This is a genomic window from Marinobacter alkalisoli, assembly GCF_045449855.1.
Lineage (GTDB): Bacteria > Pseudomonadota > Gammaproteobacteria > Pseudomonadales > Oleiphilaceae > Marinobacter.
In genome coordinates, this window is sequence record NZ_JBJJLC010000009.1 from 1 (window position 1) to 13363 (window position 13363).

Below are 13363 nucleotides of genomic sequence, written 5' to 3' on the forward strand. Positions count from 1 at the left end.
TCACCGGGAGTACGGTGGTGAGGCACTTTCAGTTGAGCGTCTGAACTCCGGTCGCTTGAACTGTGAACCCCTGTCCAATTTGGCGACTAGCCTGAGGGGAGGATTATTCGGGCCGTTGGCCCTCACCCCTTCGGGACCGCCGTCGCTTTGCTCCGACGTTCCTCCGCACACTTCGTGTGCTACGGTCGAACCTCTTTCGGTTCAAATCCTCCCAGCTGTACAAAGCAAAACGCCTCAGCCTGTGGGGTGCACAAACTGAGGCGTTCTGATCTTGATATGGCGCGGCTGGGAGGATTCGAACCTCCGACCGCCTGGTTCGTAGCCAGGTACTCTATCCAGCTGAGCTACAGCCGCTTAAACTGTGAATCCTTGTCCAATTTGGCGGTTAGCCTAATGGGAGGATTATTCGGGCCTTTGGCCCTTTTGATAAATGGCGCGGCTGGGAGGATTCGAACCTCCGACCGCCTGGTTCGTAGCCAGGTACTCTATCCAGCTGAGCTACAGCCGCGCATCTTATCGCATTAGGTTGAGTGCTAGTTCAACCTGTTCTCGTTTCTCCGCTAGGGAAAATGGCGGAGAGGGAGGGATTCGAACCCTCGGTACGATTGCTCGTACGGTTCCTTAGCAGGGAACTGGTTTCAGCCACTCACCCACCTCTCCTTGAGAACGGGGCGTATACTACCATAATTTTTCTGTTTTCATAGGGTTGACACAAGTTTTTTGCATCTCATTTCAGGCAGGCAGAAAAAAAGCCGTTCAGGTTTCCCTTGAACGGCTTTTCAGACGTCTCAGCTGTTGCCGGGCTCCGGCCCGTCAGAGTCTTTTTCGCTCTGAATACGCTGATAAATCTCTTCACGATGTACTGCCACTTCTTTGGGGGCGTTGACACCGATTCGTACCTGATTCCCCTTCACTCCGAGTACGGTAACGGTAATTTCGTCACCCACCATCAGAGTTTCGCCAACGCGGCGAGTCAAAATCAACATATCCTGTTCTCCCTTGTTCAGAGCTACCTGTTCCGAAAAATGAACTTCCTGCTTTTATAGTGGGGCCACTTGCCTCTCAAAAGACGCACAATCCCTTATACGGATCAAGCGCATCAAAGGCACAGCAAATGACGCCCTTTTTTCAGATAACCTGAGCGAACCGACCTGTGCTTCGCTTGATCAGGCTTCTTCAACCCCAGGCTTGTCCAGTTCGAATGCGCTGTGAAGGGCACGAACCGCAAGCTCGAGATACTTTTCATCAATCACCACGGAAATCTTGATTTCGGACGTGGAGATCATCTGAATATTGATACCCTCATGGGAGAGAGCTTCAAACATCCTGGTTGCAACGCCTGCGTGGGAACGCATACCGACACCGACAATGCTGACCTTGGCAATTTTGCTGTCGCCACCGACGTCCCGGGCGCCCAACTCATCAGCCACGCCCCGCAGCACGTCCTGCGCCCGCTTGAAGTCATTACGGTGAACCGTAAAGGTAAAGGAGGTGCGATTGTCCTCACCGACGTTCTGCACGATCATGTCAACTTCAATATTTGCGTCACTGACTGGTTTCAGTATACGCAAAGCACTGCCGGGTGTATCGGGCACACCGGAAATAGTGACCTTGGCTTCGTCGCGATTGAAAGCGATGCCGGAAACGACCGGTTGTTCCATGACGTCATCATCCTCAAGAGTAATCAGGGTGCCTTCACCTTCCTGGAAGCTGGAAAGAACCCTTAACGGAACATTGTACTTACCTGCAAACTCAACAGCACGGATCTGCAATACCTTGGAGCCCAGGCTGGCCATTTCCAGCATTTCCTCAAAGGTAATTTGCTTAAGCCGCCGCGCACTGTCGACAACCCGGGGATCGGTCGTGTAGACCCCATCCACATCGGTATAGATCTGGCACTCATCCGCCTTCAATGCCGCAGCAAGCGCCACCGCTGTGGTATCCGAGCCGCCACGACCGAGTGTGGTGATATTGCCGGTTTCGTCGATGCCCTGGAAGCCGGCAACCACAACCACCCTGCCCGCATCCAGATCTTCCCGCATGCGCTGCTCGTCAATCTGTTTGATGCGGGCCTTGGTATGGGCGCTGTCGGTCACGATGCGGACCTGTGACCCGGTATAGGATCGCGCGGTACACCCCAACTTCTGCAATGCCATCGACAGCAGCGCAATGGTCACTTGCTCACCGGTCGATACCAGCACGTCCATTTCCCGGGGCGTGGGCTCTTCCATAATGTCATTTGCCAATGCGATCAGGCGATTGGTTTCACCGCTCATGGCGGACACCACCACAACCACATCATGCCCCTCATGGCGGAAGCGAGCCACTTTCTCGGCCACCGCCTGAATACGCTCGGTAGTCCCTACCGATGTACCACCGAATTTCTGAACCAACAGAGCCATTTTCTTCCCGGTATCCAGAATAGGACGAAGACGGGGCCTGCCCCGCCACTTAACATCAAACGGGCAGGATTATAAACGCCCGCCCGCTGTCACAACAGTTGCCTATGCAATATTTTCCTTAACCCAGCCAGGCACCCCTGCCAGGGCGTCCGCCAACTTTGAAGGGTCGTTACCACCCCCCTGGGCCATATCCGGACGACCACCACCTTTGCCATCAACCTGTGCCGCGAGATGCTTCATCAGATCGCCGGCCTTGATCTTGCCAGTGGCAGACTTGGTGACACCGGCAACCAGCGTGACCTTGCCATCTTCGACACTGGCCAGCACTACAACCCCTTCACCAAGCTTGTTCTTCAGCTGATCCGCCGTTTCCATCAATGCCTTGCGGTCAGCGCCTTCCAGCTCGGAAGCCACCACTTTCAGACCGCCCACCTCAACCGCGGAACCTGCCAGATCGGTACCGGCGGAGCTGGCCAGCTTGGCCTTGAGGGCTGTCACTTCTTTTTCCAGCTGCCGGTTACGATCCACGGTTTGCTGAACTTTTTCGATCAGCGATTCCCTGGCCCCTTTCACCAGCCCGGCGGCCTGCTTCAGGGTTTGCTCGGTTTCGTCCACCCACTCCAGGGCGCCAAAGCCGGTGACGGCTTCAATACGGCGAACCCCTGAGGAAATGCCGCTTTCCGAGGTGATGCGGAACAGGCCAATATCCCCGGTGCGCGCCACATGGGTTCCACCACACAGCTCGACGGAAAAGTTATCGGAGCCCATGCTCAGCACCCGCACGGTGTCGCCGTACTTCTCACCAAACAGTGCCACTGCACCTTTTGTCTGAGCCTGCTCCATGTCGGTGACTTCCGTCTGCACCGGCGTGTTAGCGAGAATCTGTTCATTCACCTGACGTTCAATTTCCTTCAACTGCGCCGGCGTAACAGCCTCAAAGTGAGAGAAGTCGAAACGCAGTTTATCCGGGTCCACCAGTGAGCCCTTCTGGCTAACATGCTCGCCCAGCACATTCCGCAGTGCGGCATGCAACAGATGGGTGGCGGAATGGTTGCGCTTGGTGCGCTCGCGGCGGGCGTGATCGATACGGGCGTCTACTTCCAGCCCGGAGAACAGCTCGCCTTCAATGACGGTACCAATATGCAGGTGGTTATCCCCTTCCTTGCGGGTATCGGTGACCTGGAAACGGCCACCACTCCAGGTCAACAGGCCGGTATCACCTACCTGACCACCGGATTCCGCATAGAACGGCGTACGTTCCAGCACCACAACCGCTTCGTCCCCGGCTTCGGCCGCTTTTTCTTCATCGCCCACAATCACGGTGCGAATGGTTTCATGGCCATCAATCTGCTCGTAACCGGTAAACTCCGTCTTGCCTTCAATGGAGAGGCCGGCGGCGTTGTAATCAATGCCGAACTTGCTGGCGGCACGGGCGCGCTCACGCTGACTTTCCATGGCCTTTTCGTAGCCTTCATAGTCCAGGGTCAGGCCACGCTCGCGAGCGATATCGTTGGTAAGGTCCACCGGGAAACCGTAAGTGTCATACAGGGTGAAAATCGTCTCACCAGGAATGACGTCGCCCTTGAGTTCCGCGATGTCCTGCTCCAGCAAACGCAGCCCCTTGTCCAGGGTCTTGGCAAACTGCTCTTCTTCCTGCAACAACACCTTTTCAATCTGCTTGCGGCTGCTGACCAGCTGGGGATAGGCATCGCCCATCAGCTCCACCAGGGCACCGGTGAGTTTGTAGAAGAACGGCTGGGTGGCGCCCAGTTTGTTACCATGACGTGCGGCACGGCGAATGATCCGGCGCAAAACAAAGCCACGACCTTCATTGGAAGGCATAATGCCGTCGGAAATAAGAAACGCACAGGACCGGATATGGTCAGCGACCACCCGTAGCGATGCCTCGGTGGTGGCCACACCGCCCAGAATCCCGGAGGCGGCTTCCAGCAGGTCCTGCATCAGGTCGATTTCGTAGTTGCTGTGCACGCCCTGCAGTACAGCGGTAATGCGCTCAAGCCCCATTCCGGTATCCACCGAGGGCTTCGGCAGATTCAGCATTTCACCGTCAGCCGTGCGGTTGTACTGCATGAAGACCACGTTCCAGATTTCAATGTAACGGTCGCCGTCTTCTTCCGGACTGCCGGGAGGGCCACCGGCCACGTCCGGGCCATGGTCGTAGAAAATTTCGGTACAGGGGCCGCAAGGGCCAGTATCACCCATCTGCCAGAAGTTGTCGGAGGCATAGGGCGCGCCCTTGTTATCACCAATGCGCACGATGCGCTCCGCCGGAACGCCGATTTCCTTGTTCCAGATGTCGTAGGCCTCGTCGTCCGATGCGTAGACGGTCACCCACAACTTGTCTTTTGGCAGTTTCAGCCAGTCGTCGCCGGTCAGGAAGGTCCAGGCGTAGTTGATCGCTTCGCGCTTGAAGTAGTCACCGAAGCTGAAGTTACCCAGCATTTCAAAAAAGGTGTGGTGACGCGCGGTGTAACCGACGTTCTCAAGGTCGTTGTGCTTGCCGCCGGCACGCACGCATTTCTGGGAGGTAGTCGCACGGGTGTAATCGCGCTCTTCACGGCCAAGGAACAGATCCTTGAACTGGTTCATCCCCGCGTTGGTGAACAACAGGGTGGGATCGTCCGCCGGTACCAGCGAACTGCTTGGCACAATGGCGTGCCCCTGCTGCTTGAAATAGTCCAGAAACGCCTGTCGCAACTCTGCGGTTTTCATAGCCCTTTGATACCCTTCTATAAACCCGTCGGGGTCCACGATTGAGAACACATACTTACATGCGTGTGCAAATCCGCTACTCTAGCACACGCCGAGAACAGGAAAAACGTGAAACATCACAGGAGACCCCATGCCCCGACGCTTTCATGACGCCGAGGAATTGCTGCCACCCGCCACGTTTATTAAACGACTTCTGACCATTATTTACGATGGGTTGATCTGCATTGCCGTGCTGCTGGTCGCAACCTGGATTTACACCATGATAGCCGGGTGGCTGACGGGGTGGGATCGATATCAGGAAATGGCTGAAAGCGGCGCCCTGGGCGGCGATCCACTGCTGACGTTTATCCTGTTCCTGGTGCTGTACCTGTTTTTCGCCTATTTCTGGACACGCACCGGCCAGACGCTGGCCATGCAGGTATGGCGCATTCGCATCGAGAATTTGGATGGCACTTCCGTGAGCTGGTCACAGGCCCTGCTCCGCTACGCCACAGCTGCAGCGGTTTTCTTCGTAACGCTGCTGGCCTCTTACTATCTGGGGGTGATTACCCTGATGATCACCCTACCGGCCATGCTGTCCCTGTTCTGGCCCATTAACGGCCTGTCCGTTACCGACCGCATCTCTGGCAGCGTGGTGGTCCGGGTACCCAAACCCGAGAAAAAGTAGCGTTACTTTCTCACCCTGTCTTACCCCGCCCGTCGCATCAACACCGCACCAACGGCGGCATTGATCGCGATGGGCAACAGGATGGCCAGCACCGGATTAAAGCCGAAGACAAGACTCATCGGGCCAAGCAGATCCTGCATGTACTTGAATAATAGCCCGACAATCAGACCGGTAAAGACCCGGAACCCCATGGTCACCGAACGCAGGGGCCCGAAAATAAAGGAAATGGCCACCAGCACCATCACCGCCGTACCCAGCGGCATCAGCACTTTCTTCCAGAACGCCAGCCAGTAGTTGGCCGAACTCAGTCCCTGCTGGTCGAGGTAACTGGCGTAGGTATATAGCCCGGTCATCGGCAGATTTTCCGGCTTGACGATGAGCACGCTCAGTACGTCAGGGGAAAGCCCGGTTTCCCAGCGCAGGGTCTCGTGGACCTCCTGGGTCAGCTGTTCCTCACCCATCACAGTGGTGCTTACATTCTCCAGCCGCCAGTGATCGCCCTGATAGATCGCACGCTCGGAAAAGCTGGCAGAGAGCATCCAGCGGTCGGCATCGAAACGGAACAGGGAAACGCCCTGCAGTTCACCATCCGGGCTGACGGCGTTGAGGTGCATGAACACATCCCCCTCGCGATGCCAGATACCCGATGCCGTGGCAATGTTTTCCCCCGCCCCCTGGGCAATCGCTTTCTGACTCTGAGCCATGCGTTCTGCCGGCGGCGCAACGTATTCACCAATCACCAGCCCGATCATCACCACAATCAGCGCAGGCTTCATTGCAGACCAGACAATGCGCTTGATGGATACCCCGGCCGCACGGATAACCGTCAGCTCCGAGGAACTGGCCATCGCCCCCAGGCCCACCAGGCATCCCATAAAGGCGCCCAGGGGCAGATAATCGTAGATGCGGCGGGGCAGCGTCATAAACACGTACCACAACGCCTGCAGTGTCTGGTAATCGTTACGGGCGTCATCCAGCTCGGCGATGAAACCGAAAATGAGGTCCAGTGAGAGCACGACCACCATGACCAGGAACATCGCTCCGCCAACCGTGCGCATGACGTATTGATCAATCTTATGCACGGGACCGGCCCTCCCTGATCAGGCGCCGCTTATACATCCAGGCGGGGCCAAACTGGAGCCACAGCCCCAGGGCAAGGAAAATCACGTGCACCCACAACAGGCCAATCCACTCCGGCACCTTGCCACTGGCGAGCGCATCCCTGGCCACGATCAGCAGGCCAAGATAGGTGATGTAAACCAACATCGCCGGCAATAAATGAAAGAAACGACCCTGGCGGGGATTCACCCGGCTCAGCCGGACCGCCAGCAAGGTGACAATGGGAACAATCAGCGGCAAGGTGAATCGCCAGTGCAGCAACGCCCGGTCTTCCAGGTTATCTGACGCCATCAGGTCCAGGGTACTGACACCCTCTTCCAACTCCTTGTCACCGCCGGCACCTGTCTGGATTTTCAGCCCGTAAGCATCAAACCCCGTCACCTGATACTTGAGTTGACCGGGCAACCCCTCAAAGCGCCCGCCCTCTTCCAGTATCAGGAAACGGCTACCGGTCTCCTGATCAATCAGTTGGGAACCGGACTCCGCGGTGATGATGGTCAGCCCTTCACGTCCGTATTCCGCGATGAACACGCCCTCCAGCACCCGTTTGTCATCACTCAACCCTTCGGTATAGGTAACCCGACCGCCAGACTCCAGATCCTGAAAGCGCCCCGGGGCCAGCATTTCAAACTCCGTCGCCTTGCGCTGCTCATTAAAAATCGCCTCCACCTGCTTCATGCCCCAGGGCGAGACATACAGACTCATGGCTCCCACAGTCAGCATCACCGGTATACTGGCCAGCAGGGTTTTGCCGAGCACCTGGCGATCGCTCATGCCACAGGCAAAAAGCACTGTCATTTCGCTCTCAAGGTACATTCGCCCGTAGGCGAGCAGAATACCGATGAAGAAACCGAGAGGCAGGATCAGCTCCAGGAAGCCGGGAAACCGGTACGCCATGATCTGGAACAGCACGTCCCCGGCCAGTTCGCCGGCGGCAGCCTCAGCCAGATACTTGATAAACCGGCCACTCATGAAGACCAGCAGCAACACACCGGAGACGGCGAGCATGCTGATCATGGTCTGGCGAGTAAGGTATCGGAAAACGATGCTCAAAACGTTGTCTCTGGCCGGAACGGATCGTTGTCAGTGGATGGAAAAACGACGGGGCTATTCTATGTAACCTCAGGCTTGATTGACAGTGCCGAAGCTTAAGGAACTGTCACCGCTTGATAAATCCGTCCGAAACCCCAATGCTAGAGACATTGTCCGCAAGGTTATACCATCTATTCGCACTCAATCAGAACCGCACTCAACCAGAATCAAACAAGGGAGTTGCCATGAACTTCAGCCTGAGCAGTAAATCGATCACCAGCACCAAGGCCGACTGCCTCGTCATCGCCCTTCCTGAAAAAGGTAACTGGCCTGACAGCACCACCCAGGCGGACGAAGCTCTTGGCGGGCTGATAAAGAAACTGCAGAAGGCCGGCGACGTTACCGGCAAGAACGCCACTACCGCGATGATCCCCGTTGCAGACCAGCCATGGCAACGGATTCTGGTGATTGGCACCGGCAACGACAGTGACCGTACACCGGCGAATTACCGTAAGGCCCTGACCGCCATGATGGGCCAACTGAAGGACAGCGCCTCGAAATCCGTCCTGATTGCCCTGGCGGATACCCCCGTCACTGGCGAAGAGGCGGTAAGCTCTGAAAGCGCCCGCCTCAACCTGATTGGTCGCACCCTGGAAGAACAGCTGTACACGTTCAATGAGTTCAAGAGCGAAAAACCCAGCGCGCGAAAGCTGAACAAAGTGATCGTTGCTGCCACTACCGCAGGCAAAGCCCTGAAGGATGCCTTCAACCTGGGCCTGGCAACCGGCCGCGGCATGAACTTCACCCGCGACCTGGGCAACACGCCGCCAAACATCTGCCACCCCACCTGGCTGGGCGAGCGGGCAGAACAACTGGCCAAGGACCATGACGTCATCAAGACCGAGATCCTTGACGAGAAACAAATGAAGAAACTGGGCATGAACAGCCTGTTGTCTGTTTCCGCAGGCAGCGCCCAGCCGGCCAAACTGATCGTTATGGAATACCGTGGCGGCAAGGCCAAGGACAAGCCCTACGTGCTGGTAGGCAAAGGCATCACCTTCGATACCGGCGGCATCAGCCTGAAGCCGGGCGAAGGCATGGACGAAATGAAATACGACATGGGCGGCGCCGCCGCCGTGTTCGGCGCCATGCAGACGATTGCCGAAACCAAACCGAACATCAACGTCGTCGCGGTGATCGCCGCCGCCGAGAACATGCCCAGCGGCACCGCAACCCGCCCCGGTGACATAGTCACCTCCATGTCCGGCCAGACCATCGAAATCCTCAACACCGATGCCGAAGGCCGCCTGGTGCTGTGCGACGCCCTCACCTACGTGAAAAAATTCGACCCGGAAGTAGTCGTCGACATGGCCACCCTCACCGGCGCGTGCATCATCGCCCTGGGCAGCCACGCCACCGGCCTGCTGAGCAACAACGACGAACTGGCCAACGAACTGCTGGCCGCTGGCGAACGTGCCGGCGACCGCGCCTGGCGACTGCCGCTGTGGGATGAATACCAGAGCCAGCTGGACAGTAACTTCGCCGACATGCAGAACATCGGCGGCCGCCCCGCCGGCACCATCACCGCCGCCTGCTTCCTGTCGCGCTTCACCAAGGAATACCGCTGGGCCCACCTGGACATCGCCGGCACCGCCTGGAACTCCGGCAAAGCCAAAGGCTCCACCGGCCGCCCGGTACCCATGCTGGTCGACTACCTGATGTCCCATGCAGGAAAATAACCCCGAAAACCGCCCGGAACCCGGCAGCCCCGCTGCCGGTGCCTCCGGCCAAGGCGACCGCAACCAGCGCTACTGGTTCCACATCCTCGCCCAGAACACCCCCGCCGCCCGCAACCTCCACGCCGCCAAACTCGTGGACAAAGCCTGGCAGCAGGGCGACCGCGTGTGCGTCGTCTGCGACACCGCCCGACAGGCTGAAGAACTGGACGACCTGCTGTGGACCTTCAGCCCGGACGCGTTCATTCCCCACAGCGTTGTGCCTGACTCCGCTACTACCTGCACCGATCCGGTTGGCATCCTGCTCTGCCCGCCGGTGGCTGAGGACTGGGATACTGTGATCATTCTATCGGCTACCCTGCCGGCGGATGCTGATCGGTTCAAGCGGCTTGCTTTGGTGGCACATAATGATCCGAATGCTCTCAATCAGGCGCGGTCGCATTTCAAGCAGTTGAGAGCTCTGGGGATTGAACCGAGGGTGCATGATCAGAGGAAGCGGGGGTAAGTTCGGGTTGGGTTGTCGGGTTACGCTTCGCTAACCCGACCTACGTTTGCAGCTGCCCTTGAACTCTGGCGGACTCCACAAGGTCTGACCGGCGGGGTTGGGGACAGCTTTCCAAAACTCTTGAGGGCCAGGGACGGCCCGAAAGAAGCGCACATGGATGTTTTTGGAAAGCTGTCCCCAACGCCGCCTTGCACCGAACCAGCAGGCTAGGAGCAGAACCCAACTCCAAGGTTCGCCGCACCCCCGGCGAGCATGTATAATCAGGCGTCTTAATTTTCCCTTGTGAATCAACCAAACGGTCACCAGCAGAAACCCATGGAAAAAACCTACCAGCCAGAAAACATCGAGCGCCAGTGGTACGAAAACTGGGAATCCAAAGGGTACTTCCGCCCCAGCGGTGAAGGACAGTCCTACAGCATCGCCATCCCGCCGCCCAACGTCACCGGCAGCCTCCACATGGGCCATGCGTTCCAGCACACCATCATGGACACCCTCACCCGCTACAAACGCATGCAGGGCAACAACACCCTGTGGCAGGTAGGCACCGACCACGCCGGCATCGCCACCCAGATGGTCGTCGAGCGCAAACTGGCGGCCGAAGAAGGCAAAACCCGCCACGACCTCGGCCGGGAAGAATTCATCAAACGCATCTGGGACTGGAAAGAACAGTCCGGTGGCACCATCACCCGCCAGATCCGCCGCCTGGGCAACTCCGTAGACTGGGACAACGAACGCTTCACCATGGACGACGGCTTCTACAAAGCCGTACAGGAAGTGTTCATCCGCCTCTACGACGAAGGCCTGGTTTATCGCGGCAAACGCCTGGTCAACTGGGATCCGAAACTGCACACCGCCATTTCCGACCTGGAAGTGGAGAACAAGGAAGAAAAGGGCTTCTTCTGGCACCTGCGTTACCCGCTGGCTGACGGCGCCCAAACCCAGGACGGCAAAGACTATCTCGTCGTCGCCACCACCCGCCCGGAAACCATGCTGGGTGACACCGCCGTGGCCGTACACCCGGACGACGAACGCTACCAGCACCTGATCGGCAAACACGTGATGCTGCCGCTGGTAAACCGCAAGATTCCGATAGTCGCCGACCACCACGCCGATCCGGAAAAAGGCTCCGGCTGCGTCAAGATCACCCCGGCCCACGACTTCAACGATTACGCCGTTGGCAAACGCAACAACCTGCCGATGATCAACGTCATGACCCAGGATGCCAACATCCGGACCATGGCCGAAGTCTTCAACAGCGACGGCACCGAGAACAACGATCTCGATGGCACCATGCCCGCCGCCTACGCCGGCCTGACCCGGGAAGACGCCCGCAAAGCCATCGTCGCGGACCTGAAAGAAGCCGGCCTGCTGGAGCGCGAAGAAGACCACGTGCTGAGCGTCCCCCGCGGTGACCGTTCCGGCCTGATCATCGAGCCCATGCTGACCGACCAGTGGTTCGCCGACGCCAAGACCCTGGCCAAGCCAGCGATCGAAGCGGTGGAAGACGGCCGCATCCAGTTCGTGCCCAAGCAGTACGAGAACATGTACTTCGCCTGGATGCGGGACATCCAGGACTGGTGCATCTCCCGCCAACTGTGGTGGGGCCACCGGATTCCCGCCTGGTACGACGCCGAGGGCAATATCTATGTCGGCCGCAGTGAAGAAGAAGTGCGCCAGAAGTACAGCCTCACCGCCGACCTGGAACTGAACCAGGACGACGACGTGCTCGACACCTGGTTCAGCTCCGCCCTGTGGACCTTTGGCACCCTGGGCTGGCCGGAAATCACCGAACGCCTGAAAACCTTCCACCCGACAGACGTGCTGGTCACCGGCTTCGACATCATCTTCTTCTGGGTTGCCCGGATGATCATGATGACCATGCACTTCATGAAGAACGAGGATGGCACCCCGCAAGTACCGTTCAAGACCGTCTACGTCACCGGCCTGATCCGCGACGAGCACGGCGACAAGATGTCCAAATCCAAGGGCAACGTCATCGACCCGCTGGACATGATCGACGGCATTGGCCTGGACGACCTGCTGGAAAAACGCACCGGCAACCTGATGCAGCCCAAGCTGGCCGAGAAAATTGGCAAGCGTACAAAGAAAGAGTTCCCGGAAGGCATTACCGCCCACGGTACGGATGCCCTGCGCTTCACCCTGGCTGCCATGGCCACCACCGGCCGTGACATCAACTGGGACATGAAGCGCCTGGAAGGCTACCGCAACTTCTGCAACAAGCTGTGGAACGCCGCCCGCTACGTGCTGATGAATACCGAGGGCGAGGACTGTGGTATCAACAACGAGCCGGTGGAACTGTCCCTGGCGGATCGCTGGATCATCAGCGAGTTGCAGAAGTGCGAGCAGGACGTCACCCGCTACCTGGAACAATACCGCTTCGACCTGGCGGCCCACGCCCTGTACGAGTTTATCTGGAACGAATACTGCGACTGGTACCTGGAACTGTCCAAGCCGGCATTGAACGATGATAACGCCAGTGCGGAAGCAAAGCGTGGCACCCGACGCACCCTGGTGCGGGTACTGGAAGCCGTCCTGCGCCTGGCCCACCCGATCATGCCGTTTATTACCGAGGAAATCTGGCAGCGCATTGCCCCACTGGCAGGCAAGACCGGTGACAGCATCATGCTCCAGCCCTTCCCGCAGCCGGACAGCAGCAAGCAGGACACAACCGTGGCGGCAGACATTGAATGGCTGAAGGGGGTCATCGTTGCTGTCCGCAATATTCGTGGCGAGATGAACATCTCTCCGGCAAAGAAAATCCCGGTACTGCTGCGCGGCAAAGACGCGGAAGACCAGCGCCGCATGGACGACAACCGCCAGTTCCTCAGCTCACTGGCCAAGCTGGAAAGCCTGGAATGGTTCGAAGGCGACAAAGCGCCCATGTCCGCCACGCAACTGGTCGGTGAAATGGAAGTGCTTGTGCCGATGGCCGGCCTGATTGACAAGGACGCCGAACTCAAGCGTCTGGACAAGGAGCTGGAGCGGCTGCAGAAAGAGATTGGCCGCCTGGAAGGAAAACTTGGCAACGAGAAATTCACCGCCAAGGCTCCTGCCGAAGTGGTCGAGAAGGAACAGGAAAAGCTGCAGGATGCGCAGGGTAGTCTGACACGCCTCAGCGATCAGCGAGCTGACATCGAGGCCATGTAAC

Annotated in this window: 9 protein-coding genes and 3 tRNA genes; 4 read left to right on the top strand and 8 right to left on the bottom strand. The window is 58.1% G+C overall.

Annotation, left to right across the window (positions count from 1 at the left end):
- Positions 1-277: 277 nt before the first annotated feature.
- The 6 genes from ACJO5Y_RS05055 to alaS all read right to left on the bottom strand — a co-directional run bounded on the left by ACJO5Y_RS05055 (position 278) and on the right by alaS (position 5135).
- Positions 278-354 (bottom strand) — tRNA-Arg (locus ACJO5Y_RS05055).
- 77 nt (positions 355-431) lie between these two features.
- Positions 432-508, bottom strand: a tRNA-Arg gene (locus ACJO5Y_RS05060).
- 62 nt (positions 509-570) lie between these two features.
- A tRNA-Ser gene (locus tag ACJO5Y_RS05065) sits at positions 571-660 on the bottom strand.
- Between the two features lie 128 nt (positions 661-788).
- Positions 789-986, bottom strand: coding sequence for a carbon storage regulator CsrA (gene csrA / locus ACJO5Y_RS05070; protein ID WP_406985338.1), 198 nt, complete (start codon positions 984-986; stop codon positions 789-791).
- Positions 987-1166: 180 nt separating this feature from the next.
- The gene (locus tag ACJO5Y_RS05075; protein ID WP_406985339.1) at positions 1167-2402 is read right to left on the bottom strand and encodes an aspartate kinase; all 1236 of its coding nucleotides are present in this window, start codon (positions 2400-2402) and stop codon (positions 1167-1169) included.
- A 102-nt stretch (positions 2403-2504) separates the two neighbouring features.
- Positions 2505-5135, bottom strand: a complete 2631-nt coding sequence (gene alaS / locus ACJO5Y_RS05080) for an alanine--tRNA ligase (RefSeq protein WP_406985340.1) — start codon at positions 5133-5135, stop codon at positions 2505-2507.
- 130 nt (positions 5136-5265) lie between these two features.
- On the opposite strand from alaS, the gene ACJO5Y_RS05085 reads away from it, so the two are divergent.
- On the top strand, positions 5266-5802 hold the full coding sequence (locus ACJO5Y_RS05085) for an RDD family protein (RefSeq protein ID WP_406985341.1): 537 nt from the start codon (positions 5266-5268) through the stop codon (positions 5800-5802).
- 20 nt (positions 5803-5822) lie between these two features.
- On the opposite strand, the gene lptG is transcribed toward ACJO5Y_RS05085, so the two are convergent.
- On the bottom strand, positions 5823-6884 hold the full coding sequence (lptG, locus tag ACJO5Y_RS05090; RefSeq protein WP_406985342.1) for an LPS export ABC transporter permease LptG: 1062 nt from the start codon (positions 6882-6884) through the stop codon (positions 5823-5825).
- A complete protein-coding gene (gene lptF / locus ACJO5Y_RS05095; protein ID WP_406985343.1) occupies positions 6877-7974 on the bottom strand; it encodes an LPS export ABC transporter permease LptF in 1098 nt (365 codons plus the stop codon). Before lptF ends, lptG begins: the two co-directional genes overlap by 8 nt.
- 224 nt (positions 7975-8198) lie before the next feature.
- Here lptF and ACJO5Y_RS05100 point away from each other — a divergent pair, with 224 nt between their 5' ends.
- The 3 genes from ACJO5Y_RS05100 (at position 8199) to ACJO5Y_RS05110 (ending at position 13362) form a co-directional block, all read left to right on the top strand.
- A complete protein-coding gene (locus ACJO5Y_RS05100; RefSeq protein WP_406985344.1) occupies positions 8199-9692 on the top strand; it encodes a leucyl aminopeptidase in 1494 nt (497 codons plus the stop codon).
- Complete coding sequence (locus ACJO5Y_RS05105) at positions 9679-10194, top strand: DNA polymerase III subunit chi (protein ID WP_406985345.1); 516 nt, start codon at positions 9679-9681, stop codon at positions 10192-10194. Before ACJO5Y_RS05100 ends, ACJO5Y_RS05105 begins: the two co-directional genes overlap by 14 nt.
- Before the next feature lie 315 nt (positions 10195-10509).
- Complete coding sequence (locus ACJO5Y_RS05110; protein WP_406985346.1) at positions 10510-13362, top strand: valine--tRNA ligase; 2853 nt, start codon at positions 10510-10512, stop codon at positions 13360-13362.
- Position 13363: the final 1 nt, after the last annotated feature.